The following is a 25,914-nucleotide window of genomic DNA, read 5'->3' on the forward strand; positions in this document are numbered from 1 at the left end:
GGGCGGCTGGGGACTCTCGCAGACATGTGTCCATCAGGTTCGGCTCAACCCCCTCCGTGGGAGCGGCCACAGCACTATCCTCCCTCGGGAGGGAGTCGTCGATGAAGAAGAGCGGAGTGGGGTCGGAGCGTCAGAGCAGTCTGCTCGACGCTGTCGTCGCGCTGTCCCAGGACCTCTCCCTCGACAACGTCCTCCAGCGCATCGTCGACTCCGCCAGCGAGCTCGTCGGCGCAACCTACGGCTTCCTCGGCGTGCTCGACGGTCGCTCCTCGCACCGCCTCGGCACGTTCGCCGTGCACGGGCTCGACGCCGAGCACCAGGACATGATCGGCCGCCTCCCGCAGGGCCAGGGCCTGCTCGGGCTGGTGATCGACCGGCCCGAGCCGCTGCGGGTCAACGACCTCAAGAACCATCCCGAGAGCGCGGGGTTCCCGCGACTCCACCCCGACATGACGTCGTTCCTCGGCGTGCCGATCCGCGTCCACGACCAGGTGTTCGGCAACCTCTACCTCACCGACAAGCAGGGTGACGGCGGGTTCACGCCGGAGGACGAGGAGGTCGCGGTCGCGATCGCGTCGGCCGCGGGCGTCGTCATCGAGAACGCCCGGCTGTTCGAGCAGAGCGAGCAGCAGCGTCGGTGGCTGCGCGCCACCTCCGAGGTCGCCACGGCGTTGCTGCGCCCCATCTCCCGCCAGGCCGCCAGCCAGCTCATCGTCGAGCGGGTCCGCGACGTCGCCGGCGCCGGGGCTGCTGCCCTCGTCGTGCCCGACGACGACGGGCCGTTCGTAGTCACGGCCGCGGTGGGCATCGAGCCCGACCCGGTGGGAATCCGTCCCGACATCCCGTTCCTGCGCGAGGTCGTCCGGTCGGGGCAGGCGGTGGTCATCGCCGACGCCCTCCACGACGAGCGCATCGACGACGACACGCTGGCCGCGCTCCCGGGACTGCAGACGGTGCAGGCGCACCCGTTGCACTTCGAGGAGGGCACGGCGGTCCTCGTCATCGGGTGGTTCTCCGAGCAGATGTCGTCCACGTGGGCCCTCGACCCCGAGCTGCCGAACGGCTTCACCCAGCAGGCGGCCCTGGTCATGCAGGTGGTGCGGGCCCGCGAGACCCAGGCCAAGCTGGCGATCTTCGAGGACCGCGACCGCATCGGCCGCGACCTGCACGACCTGGTGATCCAGCGCCTGTTCGCCATCGGCCTCTCGCTCGACAGCGCCTCGGCCTCGGTCCCGCCGGCGGTCGGGGCTCGACTGTCCGACGCCGTCGACGGGCTCGACCAGACCATCAAGGAGATCCGTCGCACGATCTTCGACCTCAGCTCTCCCACGGTGCCGGCCAACCTGCGGCTCGAGATCGACGCCATCGTCGGCGAGGCCGAGCGGATGCTCGGCTACCGCCCGACGGTGGAGACCATCGGACCGGTCGAGAGCGTGGTGCCCGACATGGCGGCCGAGCAGCTGGCGGCCGTGCTCAAGGAGATCCTGTCGAACGTCGTGCGGCACTCCCACGCCGGTGAGGTCGCCATCGAGCTCGACGTCACCGACGACATCGTGCTCACCGTGACCGATGATGGACTCGGGCTCGATCCCGACCAGCCGTTCGGCAACGGACTGCGCAACATGAGGCACCGCGCCCAGAACCTGGGCGGCAGCTGCGAGTTCCTGGAGCCGTCGCACGGCGGCCTCCAGGTCCGCTGGAGCGTCCCGAAGTCGATGCCGTGATCCCCGCCAACGAAGGAACCCCCACATGAGCGAGTCCGTACGGATCTTCCTGCTCGACGACCACGAGATCGTCCGACGCGGCATCCGCGACCTCCTGGAGGCGCAGGAGGGCCTGTCGGTCGTCGGCGAGGCCGGCACCGCCGGCGAGGCGCTCGAGCTCATCCCGACGCTGCTGCCCGACGTGGCGGTGCTCGACGCGCGCCTTCCCGACGGGTCGGGCATCGAGGTGTGCCGCGACGTCCGGGCCGCGCACCCGGAGGTCAACGTCATCATCCTGACGTCGTTCGACGACGACGAGGCGCTGTTCTCCGCCATCATGGCCGGCGCCGCCGGCTACGCGCTCAAGCAGATCCGCGGCAACGACCTCGTCGACGCCGTCCGCCGGGTGGCCGACGGCCAGTCGCTGCTCGACCCCGCGGTCACCGCCCAGGTCCTCGACCGGATCCGCAACGCGCCCGCGCCGAAGGACCCGCTCGCCGAGCTGACGGCCCAGGAGCGACGCATCCTCAGCCTCATCGGCCAGGGCATGACCAACCGCCAGATCGCCACCGAGATGTACCTCGCCGAGAAGACGGTCAAGAACTACGTCTCCCAGCTGCTCTCCAAGCTGGGCCTGCAGCGCCGCACCCAGGCCGCGGTGCTCGCCGAGAAGCACCGCCTCTCCGGGGACTGACCCCTTCCTTCGGCCCGGCTGCTTCGGCCCGGCTGGGCTGAGTCCTGGCCTGCGGCTGCCTCTCTCGGCGGGTCATCGGCTCGCTGCTGCGCTGCCTCGGCTGGGTCTCGTCCTGCGGCGGCGTCTCCTGGCGGGGCTTCGGCTCGCTGCTGCGCTGCTCCGGCCGGGTCTCGGCTCGGTCTCCGAAAGGGCCTCGACCGGCGGATGGGCTCCCGCTCGGCCGAGCTCCGGTGCTGAGGGCTGGTCCTGGGCCGTCAGAGGTAGGTCTCGCACCGAACCAGGTCGTCAGAGGTAGGTCTCGCACCTCATCGGGCCGTCAGAGGTAGGTCTCGCACCGAACCAGGCCGTCAGAGGTAGGTGACGCACCTCAAACCGCCCGGATGCGGTGCGTCACCTACCTCCCACTGCCCAAGACGGGTGAGAGGTAGGTAGCGCGCGGAATCGGAGCGTCAGAGGTAGGTGACCCGCGGTATGGCGGCCCGTATCCGCGCGCCACCTACCTCCGCCCGGCGAATAACGCGCGCCACCTACCTCTGACGGCCTCCGACTCTGACGGCCTCCGACCGACGCGGGTTGAGGCACGGGTCGAGGCAGTGGGGTGGTCAGGACACCCCGAACGCATCATCGACGTCCCCGCGCCCCGAGAACCCAGGCCGAGCACGCACCCCACCGCCGGTCGAGGCCCTTTCGGAGCGCAGGTCGACGCGGAGCCGCGGCAGCGCAGCCGCAGGACGAGACCCAGTCGAGCCAGCGCAGTCGCAGGACATGACGAACGAACGCCACCCACCCCCGCCCACGTCACACCCGGACTCCCCCGCCCTTCGAGGACGCCCACTACCCTGGGGGCATGGACCTGAACCAGTCGCTCGCCGCGTTCGACCCCGACGTCGCGCGTCTCCTCGACGCCGAGCTGGAGCGCCAGCAGACGACGCTCGAGATGATCGCCTCGGAGAACTTCGCCCCCGTCGCCGCCCTGCAGGCGCAGGGCAGCGTGCTCACCAACAAGTACGCCGAGGGCTACCCGGGCAAGCGGTACTACGGCGGCTGCGAGGTCGTCGACGAGGTCGAGCAGATCGCGATCGACCGGCTGAAGCAGCTGTTCGACGCGGACTACGCGAACGTCCAGCCGCACTCGGGCGCCAGCGCCAACGCCGCCGTGCTGCACGCGATCGCCCGCGCGGGCGACACGATCATGGGTCTGGACCTCGCCAACGGCGGCCACCTGACGCACGGCATGAAGATCAACTTCTCCGGGCGGCTGTACGAGGTCGTCCCGTACCACGTGGACGACGCCGGTCTGGTCGACATGGACGAGGTCCGCAGCCTCGCCCGCGAGCACTCGCCCAAGGTCATCATCGCCGGCTGGTCGGCCTACCCCCGTCAGCTCGACTTCGCCGCGTTCCGCGAGATCGCCGACGAGGTGGGTGCCTACCTGTGGGTCGACATGGCGCACTTCGCGGGCCTGGTCGCGGCCGGCCTGCACCCGTCGCCGCTGCCGCACGCGCATGTCGTCTCGAGCACCACGCACAAGACGCTCGGTGGTCCCCGCGGCGGCGTGATCCTGTCCAACGACCCCGAGCTGGTCAAGAAGCTCCAGTCCGCGGTGTTCCCCGGCCAGCAGGGCGGCCCGCTCGAGCACGTCATCGCCGCCAAGGCCGTCGCCTTCAAGATGGCGCTCGAGCCCGACTTCAAGGACCGCCAGCAGCGCACCATCGAGGGCGCGCAGATCCTGGCCGAGCGGCTGCTCGCCGACGACGCCCGTGAGGCCGGCGTGCAGGTGCTGTCCGGCGGCACCGACGTCCACCTCGTGCTGGTGGACCTGCGCGACAGCGAGCTCGACGGCCAGCAGGCCGAGGACCGCCTCCACGAGGTCGGCATCACGGTCAACCGCAACGCGGTCCCGAACGACCCGCGTCCGCCGATGATCACGTCGGGACTGCGCATCGGCACGCCCGCACTCGCCACCCGCGGGTTCGGTGCCGAGGAGTTCCGTGAGGTCGCCGACGTCATCGCCGAGGCGCTCAAGCCGGGCGACATCGACGTCGAGGGCCTGCGCAAGCGGGTCACGACGCTCGCGGAGCGGTTCCCGCTCTACCCGCACCTCACGCCCTTCACCTCCTGATCGTGACGTCCGCGGCCAGGCCGTCCACCGCGCGGCTGTGGCTGCGGCTCACGCCGTTGCACCTGTTCGCGCTGGTGGCGCTGGCGGCGTGCGTGGCCGGCGGGTTCTGGCAGCTCGGCGCGTACGAGTCGCGCCAGGGTGAGGCGGCGCGCGAGTCCGCCGCTGCGGCGCCGGCTCCCATCGTCGACGTGTGGGGGCTGGGCCAGCCGTTCCGGACCGACCTGCAGGACCGGCGCGTGACCGTCGAAGGACGGTTCGGGCCGGTGGACGAGCAGTTCTGGGTGCGGGGCGAGATGACGCGAGGCGACGTGTGGCTCGTCGCTCCCTTCGTCGTCGACGGCTCCGACGGCGCGCTCCTGGTGGTGCGCGGACGCGCCGATCCGTCGGCCGAGCGGGACGCCGCCATCCCGGCGGTCCCCGAGGGTCGCCAGCAGCTGTCGGTGGTGCTGCAGCCCAGCCAGGGCGGCGGGTCGCCCCTCGGTCGAGAACGCACGACGACGGCGATCACCACGCCCTCGTTGCTGAACGAGCTGCCCTACCGGCTCTGGTCCGGCTACGGGCTCCTGGACACGCCCGCGCCCGACGGTGCGCTGGCGCAGGGTTGGACCCCCGTGGAACCGCCAGACCCCGACGTCTCCTGGACGGTGGGCCTGAAGAACCTCGCCTACGCCCTCCAGTGGTGGGTGTTCGGCCTGTTCGCCGTGGTCATGTGGTGGCGGATGTGCCGCGACCAGGTCGACGAGGCACGTGCCCGCCACGACGCCGCACCACCGGAGCGGCCCGACGACCAGCCCGTCGATAACCTGTCCCCGTGAGTCGCATCGCTGTCGCCTACCGCATCCTCGCCTGGGTCGTGGGCGTGAACCTGCTGGTCGTGTTCGCCGGATTCTTCGGCAAGATCCTCACCGAGCCCGGCTCGTGGTGGCGCCGCAACCAGGACGTCTTCCTGGTCATCGACCAGGTCCACGGGTTCCTCTTCATGGTGCTTCTCGTGCTCATCGCCCTGCTGTCGAGCCGTCACCGCTGGAAGCCGGCGTTCACCGTAACGACGATGCTCCTGGCCACGGTGCCCTTCGTGAGCTTCTGGGCCGAGCGTCGCACCACGCGGGTGCTGCGCGCGGAGGCCGACGCCCCCGGCGCCGCCTGACGCGACGGCTCAGCGACCGGAGAAGGTCGCCTTGCCGGGCCCGTTCTCCAGGAACGAGGCCATCCCGTGCTGCAGGTCCTCGGTCTCGAACAGCTCCGACGCGATGCGCGTGGTGGCCGCGACGGCACCGGGCACGCCCGACGACTCGTGCACCCGCAGGATCCGCTTGGCGGCGCCGAAGGCCCGCGTGGGGCCGACGGCCACCTGCCGCACGACGTCGAGGACCGCGTCGTCGAAGCCCTCGACGGGCAGCACCCGGTTGACCACGTTCCAGCGCTCGAAGGTGGCGGCGTCGAAGAGCTCGCCCGTGAAGACGACCTCCTTCGCCCGGGCCACGCCGGCCCGCTGGGCCAGGCGCTGCGTGCCGCCCATCGTGGGGGTCAGGCCGATCACGCGCTCGACGAGCCCGAACTTCGCCTTCTCGCTCGCGAGGACGATGTCGCAGGCCAGCGCCACCTCGAGGGCCCACGTGAGGGTGAGGGCGTGCGCCGCGAAGAAGGTGGGCACGTCGAGGGCGGCGATCCGCTCGGGCAGCTCGAGCATCCGGTCGTAGAGCGCCTTGGTGTCGGCCTGCGAGGTGCGGGCGTGGAACTGGGCCACGTCGACGCCGCCGGAGACGAGCTTGCCCTCGGCGCGCACCAGCAGCGCGCGCGGCGGGTCCGCCACGACCTCGTCGAGCGCGACGTCGAACGCGTCGTGCAGCTCCAGGGAGTACAGGTTGACCGGCGGCGCGCTGAAGGTCAGGACGGCGATCCCGTCGACCCGGGTCACCTCGACCCGCAGGTCGGAGCCCGCGGCGGCGCTCATCGGGCGTCGCCGGCCGGGTCGTAGACCCCACCCCGGTCGGCCGTCAGGTTGCGGGCGACCACGACGCCCGCCGCCAGGGCGAGCAGGGCCAGGACCAGGCGCAGGGGGTGCTCTCGCATGGGCTCACCGTAGCGGGCGTACCGACGGCATGCGGTGCGGAGCGTCGCCGCGCCTCTCTTGAGGCCGCGTGGAAGGATGGAAGGGTCCCGCCCCGCACGACCAGAAGAGGAACGACGTGTCTTCCCCCCTGAGCGCCACCTTCAAGACCAACCACGGCGACGTGGTCATCCGTCTGTTCCCCGACCACGCCCCCAAGACGGTGGAGAACTTCGTCGGTCTGGCCGAGGGCACCAAGGAGTGGCTCGACCCGGCCACCGGGCAGGTCGCCACCCGCCCGTTCTTCGACGGCCTCACCTTCCACCGCATCATCAGCAACTTCATGATCCAGGGCGGCGACCCGCTCGGCACCGGAACGGGCGGCCCCGGCTACACGTTCGAGGACGAGTTCCACCCGGACCTGCGCTTCGACAAGCCCTACCTGCTGGCCATGGCCAACGCCGGGCCCGGCACCAACGGCTCGCAGTTCTTCATCACCGTGGTGCCCACCGACTGGCTCAACCGCAAGCACACGATCTTCGGCGAGGTCGACGGCGAGGCGAGCCAGAAGGTCATCGACGCCATCGTGGCCGTGCCGACCGACGGCTTCGACCGTCCGGTCGACCCCGTGGTCATCGAGAAGGTCACGATCGACCGCGGCTGACCCGTGGACGAACCGCGCGCCGACGGCGCGCAGCGGTGCTACCGGCATCCTGACCGCGAGGCGTACATCTCGTGCCAGCGGTGCGAGCGGCCGATCTGCCCCGACGACATGCGCGACGCGTCGGTCGGCTTCCAGTGCCCGGAGTGCGTGAACAAGGGCGCGAAGGCCGTCCGCGCTCCGCGCACGGTCGCCGGCGGCGCGGTGCAGACGCGCGAGGGAATCGTGTCGATGACGCTCATCGTCGTCAACGTCACCCTGTACGTGCTGCAGATGGCCACCGGTGACCTGCGCAGCGAGCTGTACCAGCAGGGCACCATGTGGCCGTTCGGCGTGGCCGAGGGGCAGTACTGGCGGCTCCTGACCTCGGCGTTCCTGCACCTGTCGGTGCTGCACATCGCCTTCAACATGTACGCGCTGTACCTGTTCGGGCCGTTCGTGGAGCGCGCCCTCGGCACGGTGCGGTTCATCGCCGCGTACGTGACGACGGCGGTCGTCTCGGGCGTGTTCGTCATGTGGCTGTCGAACCCGCTCGGCGGCACCGCCGGCGCCTCGGGAGCGGTCTTCGGCCTCTTCGGCATGGCCCTGGTGCTGCTGCTCAAGGCCCGTCAGGACGTGCGCGGCCTGCTGGTGCTGCTGGCGATCAACGGAGCGATCAGCTTCACGGGCAACATCAGCTGGCAGGGTCACCTGGGTGGGTTCGTGGCGGGCTGTCTGCTCGGTCTCGTCTTCGCGTACGCCCCGCGCGAGCGCCGCACCCTCGTGCAGGTCCTCGCGTTCACCGGGATCTGGGTGGCCGTGGTGGTCGCGGTCGCCCTGCGCACGGCGTCGCTCACGGCCTGAGCGCCCACACCACGACCGCGCCCCCTCACCGGTGCGGCGAGGGGGCGCGGTCGGTGCGGTGGTCGGTCAGCGCGGCGTGCGGTTCACGTTGCAGATCGCGTCACGCAGGTTGAGCGTGATCGGGATGCCGATCACCTCGACCCGGACCTGCAGCGCGGTGGCCGACACGCACCGGACGATGCCGGTGCCGCCCGTCGCCCGGACACCCGTCGTCTGGCCGAAGAGCTTCGTCGTCTCCAGGTCGGTCCTGGCGTCGACGGCCGAGAACCCGTTGCCCGGGGTGAAGGTCAGCCGTGCCGAGCCGAGCTCGGCCACGACGTTCCCGCCACGGATCGGGTGCTCGCACCCTGCGGTCCCGCACTCGCCGCCGAACGACGTCGTGTTCAGGTAGACCGGCCCTCCGTCGTCGGCGTCGAGGTCACCGGTCAGGTCGAGCCGCTGCAGCCGCAGGCCGTTGGCCGACAGCCCACCGGCGGAGTCGACCAGGTCGAGCGTCGTGTACTCGCTCGCGTCGAACTGCACCGACCCGATGCCCGGGTCGTCGATCCCGGCGCCGGGCAGGCAGGCCTCGTCCTCGGCCATGCAGACCCGCAGCCTCGCGGGCAGGGGTCCGGCGATGGAGCCGGAGAGCCCGCCGAGGTCGAAGGACAGACGGTTCGTGCTGGCGTCGGCCGCGTACTCGAGGCGGGTCGCCCCCTCGGCCTCCACCAGGCGCAGCGTCATGTTCGGCTGGAGGTGGTCGATCGTCGCCGTGACCGGGTCGCCCCCGTCGTCGAGCGAGATCTCGAAGACCCTCCCGGCGACGGTGTCGAGCAGGACGTCCGGCTGGTCGCCGAGCGACGCCCTGATCGCCCGCAGCCCGCTCACCCGGGCAGCGAGCCGGGTGTCGTCCTCACGCTGGCGCAGCGCCAGGCCGTCCTTGTCGGCCGGCAGCTCCAGCGGCGTGCCGGAGTGCGCGTCGACCTCGACGAGGCCCACCGCCTTGCCGCCGGTGTCGAAGCTGACGCCGTCGTCGCCGACCTCGACCGCGAGCAGCTCGGGCACGTCCGTCAGGCGCAGGTCCAGCTGGTCGGCGCCCAGGAGTCGACCGCTCTGGTCGGTGGCCTCCACGGTCACGGACTCGATGGGGTCCGAACCTCGGACCGAGACGCCGCCGTCGTCGGAGAGCCCGAGCGTCAACGTGCGTGGGGCGTCCTCGATCCGGGCGTCGAGCGTCAGCGTCTCCTGCGTCACCAGGGCGCGCAGCGGTGTCGGCGCGATGGTCAGGCCGAGGGAGATCGTCTCCTGCAGGTCGATCGTCATCCCCTCGAACCCCGGCAGGCGGACCGCGACGGAGTCGTGACCGCCCTCGTCCACGAGGCGCAGGTAGCTGGGGTCGTCGAGCGTGACGATCTCGCCGCCGCGGCTGTAGCCGGCTGCGAACGTCCCGATCGGGCCGCTCGCCTCGAGACCGCCGGCGCCGTCCGCACCGAGGGTGAAGTCGATCGACGTCGGCACCTCCTGCAGGCTGAGGCGGACGTCCTGGGCCGTGCGGCCCTTCGCCAGGGTCTGCGCCCGCAGCGTGACGTCGTCGAGCTCGACGTCGCTGGTGACGGAGGCCTTCAGCCCCGTCTCCTCGGTGCCGGTGAGACCGACACCGACCTCGCCGTCGACCGAGCGGAAGGTGCCGTCGACGACCATGACCTCGTCGCTGCCGGCGTCCTCGGTGAACTGGATCCCGATCTCCGTGGGCCGCTGGGTCGTGAACGTGCCGGCCACCTGCTGGGTGCCGCCGAGCGACAGTGCCAGGCGCGCCGCCTCGGGCGCGTGGTCGAAGCTGATGCCGAAGCGCTGCTCCCGGGGTGCGAGGTCCTGCGGCGCCTCGAGCGGGGCGTCGTCGAGCTCGACGTCGTCACCGGAGGCCACGGGCGTCTCGTCCGACGGCTCCGCCTGCTCGGGCACGATCGCACCGGTGACGGCCAGGGGCGCGGTGCCGCTCGAGGCGACCTCGAGCGCGGCGCCGCCCGGGGCCAGGACGACCGCGGCACGGAACTCGCGCGGGGCGTCGCTGGTCCGGGCGTCGAAGCCGAACCGGTAGCGGGTCGCGTCGCCGGGCAGTCCGACGACGGCCTGCAGGCTCAGGGGCAACGGCGTGCCCTCCGTGTCGGCGCGCAGCGTCGTGATGACCGGCGTGGTGCCCTCGAGAGTCACGCGGGCGAGCACGTCGGGCTTGCCGTCGCCGGTGACGTCGAGGTACTGCGGGACGCCGACGACGGCGGCGAACTCGCGGGCCCGCTGGGTGCCGTCGGGCTGGGCGAGCACGGCCCGCCAGCGGAATCGCGCCGCGTCGGCGAGGTCGGCCAGCGGGCTGCCGGCGGTGACGCCGTCGATCACGGCGTCGACCGTGTCGTCGAGCGGGTCACCGATCCGCCCGACCTCGTCCCCGAGGTCGCCCAGCTGCGCCGCGAGCTGCTCGAGCAGCGGGTCGACGGCTGCCCCGGAGTTCGGCAGGCTGCCGGTCAGCCCACCCACCGCGGTGCCGAGGTCGGCGACGACGCCGCCGAGCAGTCGGGTCAGACCGCCGATCAGACCGTGCTCCTTGGGTGCGGGCTCTGCGGCCGCATCGCCGACGTAGAGCTTGACGTCGTCGCGGGACGGGCCCCAGATCTCGGTTCCCGCGAAGACGGCAGCGACGGGCTCGACCCGGCTCTGTCCCTCGACGGTGACGGTGCGCTGGGCCACGCCCTCGGCGTCGGTGGTGGCGTCGGTGGTCTCGTCCCCGATCGACAGGGCGACGGGAAGGTCGGCCACGGGCTCGCCGGCACGGGCGCTGCCCGGGGTGACGTCGGTCAGGACCGCGGCGAGCGTCGCCTTCCTGCCGGGCTGCACGCGGGTGGTGCCGTCGTAGCGGAGCGCGGTGCTGCGACGGGCGACGGTCGTGCTGGTGGAGCCGTCGAGGCCGAGATAGGAGGCGTCGTCGGCCACCGAGGCAGAGACTTCGAGGGCGCCGCGCGGGAGGTCGGGCAGGTCCACGACCACGCTGCCGCGGCCCTGGGCGTCGGTCGTCACGGTCCGCTCGTCGTCGCCGACGGTCACCGTCACGGTGCGACCACCCAGCGCACGGTCGGTCACGCCGTTCGCCTGCACCGACGTCGTCACCGAGACGGCGAGGTCCTCGCCGCTCACCACGGACCCGGGAGCGCTCACCCGCACCGCGGCGCGGTTGCGCAGGGTGACCACGAGGTTGGAGGCCTGCACCTCGCTCTGGGCCGTGCAGCCCAGGTTCGCGAAGCCGGAACGTCGTGAGTCGCGGGTCCACGACTGCACCCGGTAGCTGCCGAGCGGCTGGCCGAGCGTGTCCCAAGTGCTGCTGAGCGCCCCGGACCCGTTCCGCGACGCCGTGTGCACCACCTGGCCGTCGGCCACCCGCGTGACGCTCAGCCGGGAGGAGCTGCGGTCCTGGGCGATGCAGTTGTTGTCGCCGCCCCGCGCCTCGTTCACCGCGACGATCCCCGAGATCTCCTGACCCGCGGTCAGGCCGGAGACGGCTGCCTGTGCACCCAGCGTCGGGAGGACTCCGGCCAGCACGACGGCACTCGCGCCGAGGACACCGAGGCGTCGCCGACGCGCCCCTCGAAGCGGGTCGCGGTGGCGGGGGGAGGGGCGATGGGGCATCGGACGACTCCTGTGCGGGACGTGAGAGGACTGTCAGATTCCTCCAACGTCGGCGAGGACCGGGAGTCACGGACCATTTCCGGGGGGCTCCGACGGCTCTGGTGGGCGCGTCGTCGAACCGCTAGGTTGTGCCCCCGACGAGACCTGCGTCATGTCATCCGGAACGCTGCGGCACGAATGACACGCGTGTAGTTCTCCCCAGGTTTGCCCACAGCTGTGAACAACATCGGTGTGATTCGTGCACAGGGCCGTCCACACCTGTGCACGAAGCCGCGGCACGCCCGTCGCCGGGTGGTCGTCGAGCCGGTCGAGGGCGACCCGCCGGGCTGTCCCTCGATTTCGGATACCGTTAGTATCTGACCATGACGAACTTCGCTCCGGGCACTCGTGTGCTCGTCACCGGTGCCGCCTCCGGTCTCGGCCTCGCCCTCGTGACCCAGCTGGCCGAACGTGGCTGCCGGGTGCTCGCGACCGACGTGCACGCCGACGTCCCGGCTCCCGTGCAGGCCCTCGCCGAGGCCGGACCCGGCACGGTGGAGTACCGCCGGCTCGATGTCACCTCCGACGTCGACTGGCAGACGGTCCGCGACCACGTCGTCGAGACCTGGGACGGCCTCGACGTGCTGTTCAACAACGCCGGCGTCGCCGCAGGTGGCCGCATCGAGCTGTCCGAGATGGACCAGTGGCAGTGGATCGTCGACATCAACCTGCTCGGCGTCGTGCGGGGCTGCCGCACCTTCGTGCCGGTCTTCAAGCAGCAGGGTGGAACCGCGACCATCGTCAACACCGCCTCGGCCGCCGGACTGATCCACCCGCCGCGCATGAGCGAGTACAACGCGGTCAAGGCGGGGGTCGTGGCCCTCAGCGAGACGCTGTTCCACGAGCTCAAGCCGTACGGCATCGCCGTGAGCGTCGTCTGCCCGACCTTCTTCAAGACCAACCTGACCGCCTCCATGCGCGGCAAGGACGAGTCGGCGCAGGCCTCTGCGGCCAAGCTGATCGACGGCTCGAAGCGCACCGCGGCCGACATCGCCACGGTCGTCCTGGCCGACGTGGAGAAGGGTCGCCACATCGTGCTGACCGACCGGGAGGGCAGGATCGCGTACACCGCGAAGCGCTTCCTGCGCCCGCTGTACTACCGCGAGATGGCCAAGGCGGCCACCCGCATGGCTCGGAAGGACTGACGTGCGCACCAACGTCCTCATCACGGGGGCCAGCTCGGGCCTCGGCGCCGAGATGGCCCGCCAGCTCGCCGCCCAGGGCCACCACCTCGCCCTGACCGCGCGCCGCGTGGACCGCCTCGAGGCCCTCGCCGCCGAGATCACTGCGGCGCACCCGAAGGTGCAGGTGGTCGTGCACGCGCTCGACGTGAACGACCACGACCAGGTCTTCGCCGTCTTCAAGGCCGCCATCGGCGACCTGGGCGGGCTCGACCGCGTGATCGTCAACGCGGGCCTCGGCAAGGGCGGACGCATCGGCACCGGGATGTTCGCGGCCAACAAGGAGACCGCCGAGACGAACTTCATCGCCGCGATGGCCCAGTGCGAGGCCGCGATGGAGCACTTCTACGAGCGCAAGGCCGGCCACCTGGTGGTCATCTCGTCGATGTCGGCCATGCGCGGCATGCCGTCGTCGATGACCTCCTACGCCGCCACGAAGGCCGGCATCGCGCACCTGGCCGAGGGGATCCGCATGGACCTCGTCGGGCGCAAGGGTGTCGACATCGCCGTGACCACGCTCTTCCCCGGCTACATCGCCTCGGAGATGAACGAGCAGGTCGAGCAGGAGCAGAGGCTCATGGTCGACACCGAGACGGGCGTGCGCTCGATGGTCAAGGCCATCCAGAAGGAGGTCGACACCGCGGCCACGCCGGGCTGGCCCTGGGCGGCGGTCGGCCAGGTCATGAAGCACGCTCCGCGCGGGATCGTGCGCAAGCTGGTCTGACGGGGTTGGGGCCACGGCCGATAATGTGATATCACTTTCATAGCACTCCGGACGACCCGGGGAGCTGGGAGGAGAGCATCATGAGCGCACCCGTCGTCCCCGAGCCCGCCTCGGCCGTCGAGACGCCGCTGGCCGACGAGAAGCCGACCATCGCCGAGCGCGAGGCCTGGAGCACCGGAGGAGCCACGATCGCCATCGCGTCGATCGTCGGGTTCCTCGCCGGCGTCGGCCTGGTGGTGCTCGCAGCGGTGCAGGAGTCCATCCCGCTGATCGTGGTCGGCGTGCTGCTCGCCCTCGTCGCGTTCGCGGCGTCCTGCGGGCTCACGCTCGTGGCGCCCAACGAGGCGCGCGTGCTGCAGATCCTCGGCGGCTCCTACACCGGCACCGTCCGCACGGAGGGCCTGCGCTGGGTGAACCCGCTGACCGGCCGGACCAAGATCTCCACCCGCATCCGCAACCACGAGACCGGCACGGCCAAGGTGAACGACGCCGACGGCAACCCGATCGAGATCTCGGCGATCGTCGTGTGGCGGGTCGAGGACACCGCGCGCGCCAGCTTCGAGGTCGACGACTTCGTGGAGTTCGTGGCCATCCAGACCGAGGCGGCCGTGCGCCACATCGCCGGCAGCTACCCCTACGACGCCGCCGGTCGACTGTCGCTGCGCGAGAACGCCGACGAGATCACCGGCCGGCTGTCCGAGGAGGTCGACGAGCGGGTCCGCTCCGCCGGCGTCCGGATCGTGGAGTCGCGGATCAACCGTCTGTCCTACGCCCCCGAGATCGCCCAGGCGATGCTGCGTCGTCAGCAGGCCGGCGCCATCGTGGCCGCGCGACAGGAGATCGTCGAGGGTGCCGTGGGCATGGTCGAGTCCGCGCTGGAGCGGCTCGAGTCCAAGGACTTCGTGCAGCTCGACGAGGAGCGCAAGGCCGCGATGGTGAGCAACCTGCTCGTCGTGTTGTGCGGCGACCGCGACGCCCAGCCGGTGGTCAACACCGGTTCGTTGTACTCCTGAGAGGGTGACCTCGACCATGTCCGCGACCCTGTGAGCCCGACACCGTGAACCCGTCCCGATGAGCACCGAGCGCAAGAAGCTGCTGCTGCGGCTGGACCCGCAGGTCCACGACGCCCTCGCCCGCTGGGCGTCGGACGACCTGCGGAGCACGAATGCGCAGATCGAGTACCTGCTGCGCGGGGCGCTGAAGGACGCCGGGCGGATGCCGAAGGGTGCCGCGGCCCCGCGCCGTCCCGGCCGTCCGCCGAAGGACGACTGACGTCCTTCCGACACGAGGTCACGGCACAGCGACGGACGCGCCCACGGCGGCCTCGAGGGGAGTCGCGGCGATGCCGAGCCGCTCGACGCTCGCCTGCTCGTCGACGAGCAGCGGCTCGGTGAAGAGGTAGGACATCGCGGCCATGGCCCGCATGTCCGCGCTGACCGGGGCGAGCGACCTCAGCACCCAGGCGGGTACAGGACGCACGCGGGCCGACGTGTGCCCGGCCGCCACGGCGTACGCCGTGGCCAGCTCGCGCTGGGTGGCGTGGACGACGGGGGCGAGGACGATCCGGTCGGGCGTGGCCGGCAGCTCGGCGGCGGCGATCATCGCCGACGCCAGGTCGGGCAGGTAGGTCCACGCGTGGGGGAGGTCGACGCGACCGAGCGGGCGGACCGTGCGTCCTTCCGTCGCCGGCCTCCTCATGCGGTCGCCGCCGTGCGCCATGGACGCCCCCGGACCGTAGAAGTCCGACGCCACCACGCTCGTGGTCCGCGCCGAGGACGCTGCTCGACGCGCGAGCAGCTCGGCACGGATGCGTCCCATCGAGGATCGGGGAGCGACGCGGGGATCGTCGCCGAGGACGGTCGACGTGTCGAAGGCGTACACGCTCTCCGGATAGACGACGTGCACGTCGTGCCGCGCCGCTGCCGCGAGGACCCCGGCCTCCAGGGGGTACAGCTCGCGCTCCCACACGTCGGGCCGGTAGGCCGAGGCGTGCAGGCACAGGTGCACGACGTCGACGTCGGCGAACGCGCGGTCGAGGTCCGCGGGATCGGTGGCGTCGAGCCGGACGCGCTCGACGAGCGGGTGCTCGGGGCCGGAGCCGGAACGGGTGCCGACACGGACGGACTCGCCGCGACGGGCGAGCTGAAGAGCGACGTGGGGGCCGACCTGGCCGGCTCCGATGACGAGGGTGCGCATGATGTCTCCTGGTTGTCCGAAACGAGAGCAGTGCTCTCTGTCGTGTTCAGAGTGCGCCTCGCACGCCGGGATGTCAAGAGCACTGCTCGCGTTGTCGACATAGCGCCGCTGACGCCCTAGGGTGAGTGGGTGCCCACTCCCCGCGAGCTCGCCCGCGAGCAGACCCTGCGCGACATCGTCCGGATCGGCCGCGAGCAGCTCGCGCACGTCACCCCGGCCGAGCTCTCGCTGCGGGCCGTTGCCCGCGAGCTCGGCATGGTGTCGTCGGCGGTCTACCGCTACGTGAAGGACCGCGACGCGCTGCTCACGCTGCTCATCGTCGACGCCTACGACGAGCTCGGGTCCGAGGTGGAGGACGCGGTCTCCGCGGCCGCGCGCCGCACCGGGACCGGTCAGCTGCAGGCGGCGGCCCAGGCCATGCGCACCTGGGGTCGGCGTGAGCCCTCCCGCTTCGCGCTGCTCTACGGCACGCCGGTCCCCGGCTACGCGGCCCCGGCGACCGTCACGAACGAGCCGGGCACCCGCGTCGTGGTCGCCCTGGCGGGCGTCCTCGAGCGGGCGCACCTCGCCGGACGACTTCGTGAGGTTCCGGGACCGTTGCCGCGATCGGTCCGCACCGACCTGGAGTCGATCAGGGCCGAGTACGGGCTGACGCTGCCCGCGACCAACCTGGCGCGGGGGATGGGCCTGTGGTCAGCCGTCGTCGGAGCCGTGGCGTTCGACGTCTTCGGCCAGTACGGCCCCGACACCCTCACCGACACCGCCGCCTTCCTCGACGTCCACGTGGCGGCGCTCGCCGAGACCGTCGGCCTCTAGCTCAGTCGGCGAGGAGGGCTGCGGCGAGGGCGCCGACCTGGTCGAACTCCACCAGGAAGCCGTCATGTCCGTGCAGCGACGTGACGACGTCGAGTCCGTCGGCACCGGGGATCAGGTCGGCCAGCTCCTGCTGCTGGTGGATCGGGTACAGCCGGTCGGTGTCGATGCCGGCCACCACGGTGCGGGTGGTGATGCGCGCGAGAGCGGCCGCCACCCCACCACGGTCACGGCCGACGTCGTGGCTGTCCATCGCGCGGGTGAGCACCAGGTAGGAGTTGGCGTCGAAGCGACGGACGAGCTTGACGCCGTGGTGCTCCAGGTAGGAGGCGACGGCGAACCGGCCGTCGTCCTGGACCGTCCGTCCGAACCGCTCCTGCAGCTCGGCCTCGCTGCGGTAGGCGACGTGGGCGATGCGGCGGGCCACGTCGAGGCCGGCGGTCGGACCCAGGGGAGCGCCGTAGTAGTCGCCGTCGTGGAAGTGCGCGTCGGCGGTGATGGCTGCCTGCTGCGTCGACGACAGGGCGATCTGCTCCGCCGACGCCTGGGCCGACGTGGCCAGCAGGAACAGCCGTTCCACGCGGTCCGGATGCGTGACGGCCCACTCCAGGGCTCGCATGCCCCCGGCGGAGCCGCCGATGACCGCGTACCAGCGGTCGATGCCGAGCCGGTCGGCGAACGCGACCTCGGCCGCCACCTGGTCGCGGACGGTGAGGTCGGGAAAGCTTCCGCCCCACGGCTCGCCGTCGGCGGGCGACGTCGAGGACGGGCCGGTCGACCCTTGGCAGCCGCCGAGGATGTTCGCGGCCACCACGTAGTACCGGTCGGTGTCGATCGGGCGGCCGGGGCCCACGAGCGTGTCCCACCAGCCCGGGCTCGCGTGCCCGTCGCCGACCGGACCGACCACGTGGCTGTCGCCGGTCAGGGCGTGCAGCACCAGCACGGCGTTGTCGCCCGTGAACGTGCCCCAGGACTCGTACGCCAGCCGCACGTCGGGGAGCACGGCGCCCGACTCGAGCGTCACGTCGCCGACGTCGACGAACTGTCGGGAACCGACAGGATCTCCCTCACGCCACGCGCCGGTGACGGAAGGGAGATCCTGGTCGGTCAGGTGAGGTGAGGTCACTTGGCCGCGCGCAGTCCCGCCTCGAGGTCGGCGAGGATGTCGTCGATCCCCTCGATGCCGACGGCCAGACGCACCAGGCCCGGGGTCACGCCGGTGGCGGCGTGCTCCTCCGGGGTGCCCTGCGAGTGCGTGGTGCTGGCCGGGTGGATGGCGAGCGAGCGGACGTCGCCGATGTTCGCCACGTGGCTGAACAGCTCGAGCGAGTCGATGAACCGGCGACCGGCGTCCACGCCGCCCGGCAGCTCGAACGTCAGCACCGCGCCGGAGCCGCGGGGCGTGTACTTGTCGGCCAGCTCCTTGTAGGGGTTGCCGTCGAGCGAGGCCCAGGTGACCTTCGAGACGTCCTCGCGGGCGGTCAGCCACTCGGCGACCTTGCGGGTGTTCTCGATGTGGCGCTCCATCCGCAGGCTCAGGGTCTCGAGGCCCTGGGCGATGAGGAAGGCGTTGAACGGCGAGAGGGCAGGGCCGACGTTGCGCAGGTACTGCACGCGCAGCTTGGCGATGTAGGCCGCCGGCCCGAGGGCCTCGGCGAACACGAGCCCGTGGTAGCTGGGATCGGCGGTCGTGAAGCCGGGGAACTTGTCGCCGTGGGCGGCGTAGTCGAACGTGCCGCCGTCGATGACGACGCCGGCGATCGTGGTGCCGTGGCCGCCGATGTACTTGGTGGCCGAGTGCACGACCGTGTCGACGCCGTGCTTCAGCGGGTTGAGCAGGAACGGCGTGGCCACGGTGTTGTCGACGATGAACGGGACGCCGACCTCCTTGGCGACCGCGCTGATCGCCTCGAGGTCGAGGATGTCGCCCTTCGGGTTGCCGATGGTCTCGCCGAAGAACGCCTTGGTGTTCTCCTGCGCGGCGGCCCGCCATGCGGCGGGGTCGTTGTTGTCCTCGACGAAGGTCACCTGGATGCCGAGCTTCGGGAAGGTGTGGCGCAGCAGCGAGTCGGTTCCGCCGTAGAGGCTGGCGGAGGCCACGATGTGGTCACCGGCCTCGGCCACGTTGGTGAGGGCGCCGGTGGTGGCGGCCTGGCCCGAGGCGAACAGCAGGGCGCCGACGCCGCCCTCCAGGGCCGCGAGACGCTCCTCGACGACGCCCTGGGTGGGGTTCATGATGCGCGTGTAGATGTTGCCCGGCTCGGCCAGCGCGAACAGGTCGGCGGCGTGCTGGGTGTCGCGGAACTGGTACGACGTCGTCTGGTAGATCGGCAGGGCCCGCGCACCGGTGGTGGGGTCGGGCGTCTGGCCTGCGTGGATCTGCTTGGTCTCGAACGACCACTGATCGCTCATGGGATCTCCTGAGGTGGGGCGCGGGGTGTCGATGGACCTCCACGGTGACAGGTCCTCCAAGGGATGAGAAGAGGTCTCACCATCCGGACCGTGCGACGATCGGGGCATGGAGCTGCGCCCCGCCGTCCCCGGCGACGAGGGTCTGCTGGCCTCGGTCGAGCAGGCGGCGAACATCGACGCCCTGGCCCACGTGTTCGACGGCCCGTACCCGTGGACCGAAGTGCGCGACCGCTGGGTCGAGGTGCTCACCGACCCTGCCGTGCGCGCATGGCTCGTGGTGGTCGACCAGGTGGCGGTGGGCTACCTGGCGCACGACGCGACCACGCTGCGCCACATCGGCGTCGTGGCCCGCCACCGCGGCACCGGCCTGGCCGCCGAGGTGCTCGCGTCGGTGCCGGAGTCGGTGGACCGGCTCTGGGTCCTGGAGGCCAACACCCGAGCCCGCCGCTTCTACGAGCGGCACGGCTGGCGCCCCGACGGCCGATCGCAGCCCTGCGAGTTCGAGCCGTTCCCCACGGAGATCGGCTACAGCCGCGCACCGCACTGAGTCGTCGACTCAGCGCATGTCGAAGGGCTGGGCGGTGGACTCGAGCACGCTCAGCCACAGGTCGCCGTCGGGCGAGACGTGGTGGGGGCGGTGCGTCACGTAGGGGATGGGCACGTGCACGAACCGGTGCCGACGTCGCCCGACGACCATGTCGGTGCGACCGGCCATCGCCGCGTGCACGGCGGTCTGCGCCAGGCGCGAGCAGTACACGGAGTCGGCCGGCTCGGCCGGGACCGAGCGGATGAAGTAGCCGGGGTCGAAGTAGCGGAACAGCACCTCGGCGCCCCGCGAGGAGAAGTCGTCGGTGATCCGCTCGCGCAGCAGACGACCGATGTCGGCCAGGCGGGCGTTGCCCGAGGCGTCGGTCTCGTCGTGGCTGGGCAGGTGCTCCTGGCCGGCACCCTCGGCCACCACCAGCACGGCGTGCCCCTGGGCCTGCACCTTGCGTCGCACGTGCTCGAGCAGCCCGTTCTCACCCTCGAGCTCGAACGGCACCTCGGGGATGAGGACGAAGTCGGCGTCGTGGCCGGCGAGCGCCGAGTAGCACGCGATGAAGCCGGCGTGGCGACCCATCACCTTCACCAGGCCGACGCCGTTGAGCGAGGCCTCGGCCTCGATCTTGGCGGCCTTGATCGACTGCGCGGCCCGCGAGTAGGCGGTCTGGAAGCCGAAGCTCTGGCCGATGTGCGGGATGTCGTTGTCGATCGTCTTGGGGACCCCGACGACCGCGATCTGCGCGCCGCGCGCGAGGGCCTCCTCGGCGATGCGGTGGGCGCCGCGCATCGAGCCGTCGCCCCCGATGACGAACAGGATGTCGATGTCGCGCAGCTGGAGCGTGTCGACGACGGTCTTCACGTCCTGCGCGCCGCGCGACGAGCCGAGCACCGTGCCCCCACGCTCGTGGATGTTGGCGACGAACCCGGGGGTGAGCTGCACCGGCTCGAGCAGGTTCTCGGGCACGAGGCCGGCGTAGCCGTTGCGGAAGCCGATCACGTCGTTGACGCCGTAGTGCTCGTGCAGCTCCATGACGAGGGCCCGGATCACGTCGTTGAGCCCTGGGCACAGGCCACCGCAGGTGACGATGCCGACCCGCACGGTGGCGGGGTCGAAGAAGAGCTTGTCCCGGGGGCCGCCGGTCTCGAAGGAGGGCAGCTCCTCGAGCGGGAGGCCGCGTTGCTGGATCAGCGAGATGGTGTCGTCGAAGAGGATCCGGTCGTCCTCGCCCACGTAGTACTCGTTGGTCGCGCGCCCACCCACGTACTGGGCGAGGGGAGAAGGAACGGTGGTCGGGCCGAGGGTTCGGACCTGCAGCTCGGCGAGGGTCACCATGGCTCCATCCTAGGGTGAGGGAACCCTCGGGTTCGCCAGCGCGGCCCCCGTGAGGACGGGCCGATCGCCTTGTGCGACGCGGCCTGCGTCAGAGTTCCAGTGGTCGTGCCTCTTTCGAAGGAGAAGGCCGCCGTCCGGTCTCGGCGAAAGGACGCGCAGGCACCACCAGAACGGCACGATGGGGGAATGGGTGTGCAAATCACGGTCCGAGGCTCCGCCGAGGGGCGATTCCCGGCCGAGCGCGCCCTCGTGCGGCTCGAGGTCGTGGTCGAGGGCGCCGAGCGTCAGGACGTGCGCGACCGCGCCGTGGCGCTGCAGGAGCCGTTGCGCTCCCAGCTCGCCGAGCTCGTGAGCCTCGGTGCCGTGCGGACGTGGTCGAGCGACCAGGTGCGGGTGTTCAGCCGGCACCCGTGGGTCGACGACCGTCGCTCCGACGACCTGGTGCACAGCGCCCAGGTGCAGGTGCTCGCCGAGTTCGTCGACTTCGAGCGGCTCAGCGGCTTCGTCGACCACTGGTCGGGCCAGGCCGGGGTCGAGGTCCAGGGCCTCGAGTGGGACCTCGGGGTCAAGAGCCGACGGGTCCACGAGGCCGAGGTGCGCAAGGCGGCGGTCGACGACGCCGTCACCAAGGCCCAGTCCTACGCCGACGCAGTGAGACGGGGCCGGGTGACCGCGCTCGAGCTGGCCGACCCCGGCATGCTCGACCGGCCCGGTGATCCCGGGCACGGCGAGCCCCGTGCCTTCGCCTTGGCCTCGGCCGACGCAGGCGGTGCCACCCTCGACCTCGTGCCGGCCGACATCGTGATCCGCGTGGAGGTCGACGCCCGCTTCCAGGCGGAGTGATCTCCCCGCTCGGCTCGGCGTGCACCTACGCTGACCTGCGCAAACATCCCGTCCGGGTGTGACGGGGCTCCTGGCCCCGAAGCCATACCGGGAGTACGGTGGAGGCATGTCCCTGCGTTCGTTGGCACGTCGCCTGCGCGACCTGCTCCTGCCCGGCGGCTCGTCGTCGACCGCTGACGAGACCACCCGGACCCGTCCGCTGCCACCGGTCGTGGCGGTCGCCGAACGAGCGAGGAACGTGCTTCCGCTCGGCTCCCGTCCCATGCGCGTGGTCTACGACGAGGCCGTGGTGCACGAGTCGGTCAGCCTCAAGAGCCGGTTCCTGGGCCGCACCGCACGGCTCGTCTTCAAGCCGCTCCTGCGGCTGGCACCGCTCAACGACCGCACCCTCACCACCCTGCGCTCCCTCGACCGGCTGTCGGCCCGCGGCCCGCGCTCGCGCTACGTGGAGCCGGTCTCGTTCGAGCTGGGTGGCGTGCACGTGGAGTCCATGACGCACCGCTACGGGCCCGAGAGCGAGATGACCGTGCTCTACCTGCACGGCGGCGGGTTCTTCTCGTGTGGGATCGAGACCCACCGACGGATCTGCGAGCGGCTCGCGCTCTACACCGGCGCCACGGTGATCTCCGTCGAGTACGTGCAGCTGCCCGAGGGGTCGGTGGCCGACTCGGTGAACGACGCCATCACCGCCTACGAGGCGCTCGTGGAGATGAGCGACCGCCCCGACAAGATCGTCGTCGCGGGCGACTCCGCCGGCGGCTACCTGACCATGAAGATCGCCGAGCTGGCCCACCGCCGCGGTCTGCCGGCTCCCGCGGCGTTGCTCACCTTCTCGCCGCTGCTGAGCCTCGACCCCGACCGCATCGACAAGGAGGGCGTCGCCCGGGTCTCGCGCGTGCGCGACGCCTACCTGCCGGTCGGGCGCGTGGCGCTCATCCGCAAGCGTTGGGTCCCCGAGGGCGCGGTCATCGAGGGCGAGGTGTCGCCGCTCGACGCCGTCGAGCACATCAGCTCGCCGAGCTTCTTCGTGGCCGTCGAGGACGAGATGCTGCGGCCCGAGGTGGAGGCCATGGCGCTCATGCTCGCCGAGCGCGGCGTCGAGGTCGAGACGCACCTGTGGCGCGGCCAGGTGCACGCGTTCCCGGTCCTGGCGGACACCCTGCCGGAGAGCCGGCAGGCCCTGCGGCTCGCCGCCGACTTCGCCCGGCGTGCGGTCGGGGAGGCCTCGACCACCGAGCACGAGGCCGATCCGACCCAGCACGACGACCCGCAGCACGAGGAGTCCATCTCCGGCGAGGTCGTCGAGGAGCAGTCGGCACCGCAGGACGACGTGATCGAGGGTGAGCTCGTGGGGGAGGGTCGGCGTCGCTGGTTCTTCCAGGCCGGCTGACGGGTCGTCGTGGGGCACCACGTCTGGGACGATGGCGCCGTGAGACCCCGATGGCTGCAGGCGGCGATCATGCTGCTGCCGCTCGTGTCGCTGGCGCGGGGCATCGACCTGCTGAGCCTCGTGGTGCTGCTGGCCGTGGCGGCCTATCTCGGCACCCGCCGGCAGGCGTCGTGGACCGACGCGGTGGGCCGCGCGATCGACCTCTCCCTGGCGGGGCTCGTCGTCGTGGCGCTGGTCGTCCTGACGATCAACGTGCTGCCGCGTGACCTGCACGGGGCCGTCACGGTGACGTTGACCGGCGCGTGGGCCGCGACGGTGGTGGTGTGCGCGGGTCTCGCCCTCACCACGGCGGACCGTCCGCGCTGGACCCCGCTCCTGCACCGCGTGACCGTGCTGAAGGACCGACCCGGCACCTAGGACACGCGCCGAGGAAGCTCAGTCCTCGTCGCGCGCGGCATTCTCCGCCTCCGAGCGCAGGATGCAGAACTCGTTGCCCTCCGGGTCGGCCAGCACCACCCAGCCCGTCCCGGGGCCGTACTTGCCCCGCAGGTCGGCGACCTGGGTCGCGCCGATCGAGACCAGCCGGGCGACCTCGTCGGCCTGCGTCCCCGACCGGGGTCGCAGGTCGAGGTGGATCCGGTTCTTCACGGCCTTGGCCTCGGGCACCTCGATGAACAGCAGGTGGTGGCCTGATCCCGGGTCGAGGATCATGCACTCCTCGTGGCCGGGCTCGTTGGGGTCGCCCTCGACGTCGACGTAGCCGAGGACCTGCTTCCAGAACTCGCTGAGCGCATAGGCGTCGGCGCAGTCGACGGAGGTGTGGGAGACGAACGACGTCATGTCGTCAGCCTCGCCGCACCCCCGTCTCCTGTCCAGCCCGTGCGTGCCGGTGCTACTTCTTCTCGGTGAACGCGACGGCGAGCGAGAAGCCGCGGTACCCGTCGTCGGGGCGCGTGCCGCTGATGCCGACCGCCTCGATGTTGCGCAGGCCCGTGAACACCTCGTCCTCGGCCAGGTCGGGCTCGGCGTTCTCGACGGTGTCGAGGATGGTGCTCACGTCGACGAACAGGCCGCCGCCCTTCGCGTCCTCGTCGATGACCGAGGAGAACCGGTCGGAGCCGCCGAGGCCACCGTCCTTCACGAGCGACTCGGCGACCTCGGGCGACGTGGCCAGCGAGACTGCGTCGTCCCCGTCGGCCGTGGCGATCTCGACGCCGGCCAGCTTCTGGACGGTCGCCACGAGGCGCCCGGCCAGGTCGGAGGCCTTCGCCTCGTCGCCCTCCATGACCAGCCCGGTGCTCACCTCCGACGGGTCGGACGGACCCTGGGCGCTCGCGAGGGTCTCCAGACCCTCGGAGCCGACGTACACGGTGAACGCGTCACCGAGCAGCGTCACGAGGTCCTCGGGCAGCGTCACGTCGAGCGTCTGCTCGATCTCGGCCAGCGTGTCCTCGACGTCGGGGGCCTGCGAGCCGCCGAGGCCGCCGCCGGACGACTGCTGCTCGAGCTGGTCGAGGTACTCCTGCTGGTAGCCCTCGGGGTCGGCCGCATAGGCGTCCGCGTCGAACTCCACCGGCGGTCCGACCGGTCCGGCGGCGGCACCGCCGGACAGGCCGGGCACGAAGCCGAGCGCCGGGCCGAGCTCGAGCAGGTCCTGCACGCCCGACTTCAGCTCGTCCCAGTTCTCCTCCACGGCCTTGCCGCCGCCGGGGACGGTCAGACCCACCACGGTGTCCTCGGGCAGGGCGCCCAGACCGCGGATCTCGGGGACCTCGCTCGGCTCGTCGCCCTGTCGGGCGACGGCGTCGAAGTGCAGCGAGGTGGACGACGCGCTCAGCGCGAACGCCACGCTGCTCACCTCGTCGGTGATCTGGTCGAGCTCGGCCGCGTCGCCGCCGAGCTCCTCGTCGATGCCCGCCGTCTTCGCGGCCTCGACACCACTCTTCACGTCGACCCAGCCGGACATCACGCCCTGTTCGTCGAGCGCGTCCTGCGCGGCGGTGAACTGCTCGACGTCGGCGAGCGGCTTCTTCTCCGCGGCCTTCACGGCGGCGGTGGCGCTCTTCTGGGAGGGCGTGACGATCGCGTAGCCGTCGAGGAAGCCGATGCCGTAATCCTCGTCGTTGCACGCGAAGAGCTTGGCGATGCCCTTCTTCGCAGCGTCCTCGTCGCTGACCTGCACGGCGATGCGGATGACCTCCTCCTCGTCCTCGAAGTTGGAGCCGATGCCGAGGCCGATGCGCTCACCGAGCCACGGCTCGACGTCGCGGTCGTAGTCGACGTCCTTGCAGTCGCCGAGCGCGTCCTCGAGCACCAGCTTGCGCAGGTCGTCGTCCTCGTCCTCGATGCCCAGCTCCTTCGACAGGTCCGGCACGCGCTTGGCCAGGCGGAAGAGGTCCACCTTCTGGCTGGCGGACGGGTCGAGGTCGAGCCGCACGTAGGCGACGGTGTCGGCGGGCAGCACGTCGTGGGGCTGGGTGCCGCCGCCGGAGAGCTGCGTGAAGGCGTAGGCGCCGCCACCGATCGCGGCCACGGCCAGGGCACCGGCGATGCCGAACCCGATCTTCTTGCCGGCGCCGCCGGACCCGGCTGCCGCGCCCTCGGTCCCGGTCGCCGCGGGCTGCACGACGGTGGCGTCGGCGGCACCGTCCCCAGGCGGTGTGGGCTGCGCCGTGGGCTGGGGGCTGGTGGGGGTGTCGTCGCTCATGGGGGT

The 25,914-nt window shown here is 71.5% G+C and carries 25 protein-coding genes; 16 read left to right on the top strand and 9 right to left on the bottom strand.

The window, feature by feature from the left end:
• Window positions 1-101 precede the first annotated feature (101 nt).
• From ASF37_RS17110 to ASF37_RS06440, 5 genes are all read left to right on the top strand, one after another.
• Window positions 102-1,724, top strand: a complete 1,623-nt coding sequence (locus ASF37_RS17110) for a GAF domain-containing protein (RefSeq protein WP_056574039.1) — start codon at window positions 102-104, stop codon at window positions 1,722-1,724.
• Window positions 1,725-1,749: 25 nt separating this feature from the next.
• A complete protein-coding gene (locus ASF37_RS06425) occupies window positions 1,750-2,397 on the top strand; it encodes a response regulator transcription factor (RefSeq protein ID WP_055962527.1) in 648 nt (215 codons plus the stop codon).
• Window positions 2,398-3,244: 847 nt separating this feature from the next.
• Window positions 3,245-4,519 carry a serine hydroxymethyltransferase gene (gene glyA, locus ASF37_RS06430; RefSeq protein WP_055962529.1) on the top strand — a complete coding sequence of 425 codons (1,275 nt, stop codon included), beginning with the start codon at window positions 3,245-3,247 and terminating at the stop codon, window positions 4,517-4,519.
• Between the two features lie 2 nt (window positions 4,520-4,521).
• Entirely contained in the window at window positions 4,522-5,334 is an 813-nt protein-coding gene (locus tag ASF37_RS06435; protein ID WP_056579563.1) for an SURF1 family protein, read from the top strand.
• Entirely contained in the window at window positions 5,331-5,666 is a 336-nt protein-coding gene (locus ASF37_RS06440) for a DUF3817 domain-containing protein (protein ID WP_055962534.1), read from the top strand. The genes ASF37_RS06435 and ASF37_RS06440 overlap by 4 nt, the downstream gene beginning before the upstream one ends.
• 9 nt (window positions 5,667-5,675) lie before the next feature.
• Here the strand turns inward: ASF37_RS06440 and ASF37_RS06445 are convergent, their stop codons facing one another.
• Both ASF37_RS06445 and ASF37_RS17650 read right to left on the bottom strand, forming a co-directional pair.
• Window positions 5,676-6,473, bottom strand: coding sequence for an enoyl-CoA hydratase/isomerase family protein (locus tag ASF37_RS06445; RefSeq protein WP_055962537.1), 798 nt, complete (start codon window positions 6,471-6,473; stop codon window positions 5,676-5,678).
• A complete protein-coding gene (locus ASF37_RS17650; RefSeq protein ID WP_255353803.1) occupies window positions 6,470-6,592 on the bottom strand; it encodes a hypothetical protein in 123 nt (40 codons plus the stop codon). The genes ASF37_RS06445 and ASF37_RS17650 overlap by 4 nt, the downstream gene beginning before the upstream one ends.
• A gap of 116 nt (window positions 6,593-6,708) precedes the next feature.
• Here ASF37_RS17650 and ASF37_RS06450 point away from each other — a divergent pair, with 116 nt between their 5' ends.
• Both ASF37_RS06450 and ASF37_RS06455 read left to right on the top strand, forming a co-directional pair.
• Window positions 6,709-7,233, top strand: coding sequence for a peptidylprolyl isomerase (locus ASF37_RS06450; protein WP_055966091.1), 525 nt, complete (start codon window positions 6,709-6,711; stop codon window positions 7,231-7,233).
• A 3-nt stretch (window positions 7,234-7,236) separates the two neighbouring features.
• Window positions 7,237-8,073 (top strand): rhomboid family intramembrane serine protease, encoded by an 837-nt coding sequence (locus tag ASF37_RS06455; RefSeq protein ID WP_055962539.1) that lies wholly within the window; start codon window positions 7,237-7,239, stop codon window positions 8,071-8,073.
• A 66-nt stretch (window positions 8,074-8,139) separates the two neighbouring features.
• Here ASF37_RS06455 and ASF37_RS06460 read toward each other — a convergent pair whose 3' ends face one another.
• Window positions 8,140-11,727: a hypothetical protein gene (locus ASF37_RS06460; protein WP_156368137.1), complete on the bottom strand. Its 3,588-nt coding sequence runs from the start codon at window positions 11,725-11,727 to the stop codon at window positions 8,140-8,142.
• Window positions 11,728-12,089: 362 nt separating this feature from the next.
• Here ASF37_RS06460 and ASF37_RS06465 point away from each other — a divergent pair, with 362 nt between their 5' ends.
• The 4 genes from ASF37_RS06465 (at window position 12,090) to ASF37_RS06480 (ending at window position 14,943) form a co-directional block, all read left to right on the top strand.
• Window positions 12,090-12,911 (top strand): SDR family NAD(P)-dependent oxidoreductase, encoded by an 822-nt coding sequence (locus ASF37_RS06465; protein WP_056579567.1) that lies wholly within the window; start codon window positions 12,090-12,092, stop codon window positions 12,909-12,911.
• 1 nt (window position 12,912) lies between these two features.
• Window positions 12,913-13,671, top strand: coding sequence for an SDR family oxidoreductase (locus ASF37_RS06470; RefSeq protein ID WP_082495340.1), 759 nt, complete (start codon window positions 12,913-12,915; stop codon window positions 13,669-13,671).
• Window positions 13,672-13,751: 80 nt separating this feature from the next.
• Window positions 13,752-14,684, top strand: coding sequence for an SPFH domain-containing protein (locus tag ASF37_RS06475; protein ID WP_082506428.1), 933 nt, complete (start codon window positions 13,752-13,754; stop codon window positions 14,682-14,684).
• Window positions 14,685-14,742: 58 nt separating this feature from the next.
• Window positions 14,743-14,943 carry a hypothetical protein gene (locus ASF37_RS06480; protein WP_055962552.1) on the top strand — a complete coding sequence of 67 codons (201 nt, stop codon included), beginning with the start codon at window positions 14,743-14,745 and terminating at the stop codon, window positions 14,941-14,943.
• Between the two features lie 18 nt (window positions 14,944-14,961).
• Here ASF37_RS06480 and ASF37_RS06485 read toward each other — a convergent pair whose 3' ends face one another.
• Complete coding sequence (locus ASF37_RS06485; RefSeq protein ID WP_056579569.1) at window positions 14,962-15,867, bottom strand: NAD-dependent epimerase/dehydratase family protein; 906 nt, start codon at window positions 15,865-15,867, stop codon at window positions 14,962-14,964.
• A 129-nt stretch (window positions 15,868-15,996) separates the two neighbouring features.
• Here ASF37_RS06485 and ASF37_RS06490 point away from each other — a divergent pair, with 129 nt between their 5' ends.
• On the top strand, window positions 15,997-16,683 hold the full coding sequence (locus tag ASF37_RS06490; protein ID WP_055962560.1) for a TetR/AcrR family transcriptional regulator: 687 nt from the start codon (window positions 15,997-15,999) through the stop codon (window positions 16,681-16,683).
• A gap of 1 nt (window position 16,684) precedes the next feature.
• On the opposite strand, the gene ASF37_RS17115 is transcribed toward ASF37_RS06490, so the two are convergent.
• Window positions 16,685-17,806 (bottom strand): homoserine O-acetyltransferase, encoded by a 1,122-nt coding sequence (locus ASF37_RS17115; protein WP_255353925.1) that lies wholly within the window; start codon window positions 17,804-17,806, stop codon window positions 16,685-16,687.
• Window positions 17,803-19,092 carry a bifunctional o-acetylhomoserine/o-acetylserine sulfhydrylase gene (locus ASF37_RS17120; RefSeq protein WP_055962563.1) on the bottom strand — a complete coding sequence of 430 codons (1,290 nt, stop codon included), beginning with the start codon at window positions 19,090-19,092 and terminating at the stop codon, window positions 17,803-17,805. The genes ASF37_RS17115 and ASF37_RS17120 overlap by 4 nt, the downstream gene beginning before the upstream one ends.
• Before the next feature lie 106 nt (window positions 19,093-19,198).
• Between ASF37_RS17120 and ASF37_RS06505 the strand changes: the two genes are divergently transcribed.
• Window positions 19,199-19,639, top strand: coding sequence for a GNAT family N-acetyltransferase (locus ASF37_RS06505; RefSeq protein WP_056579572.1), 441 nt, complete (start codon window positions 19,199-19,201; stop codon window positions 19,637-19,639).
• 9 nt (window positions 19,640-19,648) lie between these two features.
• Here the strand turns inward: ASF37_RS06505 and ASF37_RS06510 are convergent, their stop codons facing one another.
• Window positions 19,649-20,968, bottom strand: coding sequence for an ATP-dependent 6-phosphofructokinase (locus tag ASF37_RS06510; RefSeq protein WP_055962572.1), 1,320 nt, complete (start codon window positions 20,966-20,968; stop codon window positions 19,649-19,651).
• Between the two features lie 186 nt (window positions 20,969-21,154).
• Here ASF37_RS06510 and ASF37_RS06515 point away from each other — a divergent pair, with 186 nt between their 5' ends.
• The 3 genes from ASF37_RS06515 (at window position 21,155) to ASF37_RS06525 (ending at window position 23,618) form a co-directional block, all read left to right on the top strand.
• Window positions 21,155-21,811 (top strand): SIMPL domain-containing protein, encoded by a 657-nt coding sequence (locus ASF37_RS06515; RefSeq protein ID WP_055962575.1) that lies wholly within the window; start codon window positions 21,155-21,157, stop codon window positions 21,809-21,811.
• A 106-nt stretch (window positions 21,812-21,917) separates the two neighbouring features.
• Entirely contained in the window at window positions 21,918-23,201 is a 1,284-nt protein-coding gene (locus ASF37_RS06520; protein WP_055962578.1) for an alpha/beta hydrolase, read from the top strand.
• A 39-nt stretch (window positions 23,202-23,240) separates the two neighbouring features.
• On the top strand, window positions 23,241-23,618 hold the full coding sequence (locus ASF37_RS06525; RefSeq protein WP_056579574.1) for a hypothetical protein: 378 nt from the start codon (window positions 23,241-23,243) through the stop codon (window positions 23,616-23,618).
• An 18-nt stretch (window positions 23,619-23,636) separates the two neighbouring features.
• Here the strand turns inward: ASF37_RS06525 and ASF37_RS06530 are convergent, their stop codons facing one another.
• Together ASF37_RS06530 and ASF37_RS06535 are read right to left on the bottom strand one after the other, a co-directional pair.
• The gene (locus tag ASF37_RS06530; RefSeq protein ID WP_056556773.1) at window positions 23,637-24,041 is read right to left on the bottom strand and encodes a VOC family protein; all 405 of its coding nucleotides are present in this window, start codon (window positions 24,039-24,041) and stop codon (window positions 23,637-23,639) included.
• A 52-nt stretch (window positions 24,042-24,093) separates the two neighbouring features.
• Window positions 24,094-25,908, bottom strand: a complete 1,815-nt coding sequence (locus ASF37_RS06535; protein ID WP_056574015.1) for a DUF3352 domain-containing protein — start codon at window positions 25,906-25,908, stop codon at window positions 24,094-24,096.
• Window positions 25,909-25,914 lie beyond the last annotated feature (6 nt).

The sequence above is a fragment of the Aeromicrobium sp. Leaf289 genome, from assembly GCF_001423335.1.
GTDB lineage: Bacteria > Actinomycetota > Actinomycetes > Propionibacteriales > Nocardioidaceae > Aeromicrobium.

Bases quoted from the DNA above. Each gene is read 5' to 3' on its own strand.
- ASF37_RS06520 (WP_055962578.1), top strand. From the start codon at position 21,918: ATGTCCCTGCGTTCGTTGGCACGTCGCCTGCGCGACCTGCTCCTGCCC.
- ASF37_RS06425 (WP_055962527.1), top strand. From the start codon at position 1,750: ATGAGCGAGTCCGTACGGATCTTCCTGCTCGACGACCACGAGATCGTC.
- ASF37_RS06510 (WP_055962572.1), bottom strand. From the start codon at position 20,968: ATGGTGACCCTCGCCGAGCTGCAGGTCCGAACCCTCGGCCCGACCACC.
- glyA (WP_055962529.1), top strand. From the start codon at position 3,245: ATGGACCTGAACCAGTCGCTCGCCGCGTTCGACCCCGACGTCGCGCGT.
- ASF37_RS06480 (WP_055962552.1), top strand. From the start codon at position 14,743: ATGAGCACCGAGCGCAAGAAGCTGCTGCTGCGGCTGGACCCGCAGGTC.
- ASF37_RS06505 (WP_056579572.1), top strand. From the start codon at position 19,199: ATGGAGCTGCGCCCCGCCGTCCCCGGCGACGAGGGTCTGCTGGCCTCG.
- ASF37_RS06485 (WP_056579569.1), bottom strand. From the start codon at position 15,867: ATGCGCACCCTCGTCATCGGAGCCGGCCAGGTCGGCCCCCACGTCGCT.
- ASF37_RS06530 (WP_056556773.1), bottom strand. From the start codon at position 24,041: ATGACGTCGTTCGTCTCCCACACCTCCGTCGACTGCGCCGACGCCTAT.
- ASF37_RS06515 (WP_055962575.1), top strand. From the start codon at position 21,155: ATGGGTGTGCAAATCACGGTCCGAGGCTCCGCCGAGGGGCGATTCCCG.
- ASF37_RS06460 (WP_156368137.1), bottom strand. From the start codon at position 11,727: ATGCCCCATCGCCCCTCCCCCCGCCACCGCGACCCGCTTCGAGGGGCG.
- ASF37_RS06465 (WP_056579567.1), top strand. From the start codon at position 12,090: ATGACGAACTTCGCTCCGGGCACTCGTGTGCTCGTCACCGGTGCCGCC.
- ASF37_RS17120 (WP_055962563.1), bottom strand. From the start codon at position 19,092: ATGAGCGATCAGTGGTCGTTCGAGACCAAGCAGATCCACGCAGGCCAG.
- ASF37_RS17110 (WP_056574039.1), top strand. From the start codon at position 102: ATGAAGAAGAGCGGAGTGGGGTCGGAGCGTCAGAGCAGTCTGCTCGAC.
- ASF37_RS06475 (WP_082506428.1), top strand. From the start codon at position 13,752: ATGAGCGCACCCGTCGTCCCCGAGCCCGCCTCGGCCGTCGAGACGCCG.
- ASF37_RS17650 (WP_255353803.1), bottom strand. From the start codon at position 6,592: ATGCGAGAGCACCCCCTGCGCCTGGTCCTGGCCCTGCTCGCCCTGGCG.
- ASF37_RS06535 (WP_056574015.1), bottom strand. From the start codon at position 25,908: ATGAGCGACGACACCCCCACCAGCCCCCAGCCCACGGCGCAGCCCACA.
- ASF37_RS06445 (WP_055962537.1), bottom strand. From the start codon at position 6,473: ATGAGCGCCGCCGCGGGCTCCGACCTGCGGGTCGAGGTGACCCGGGTC.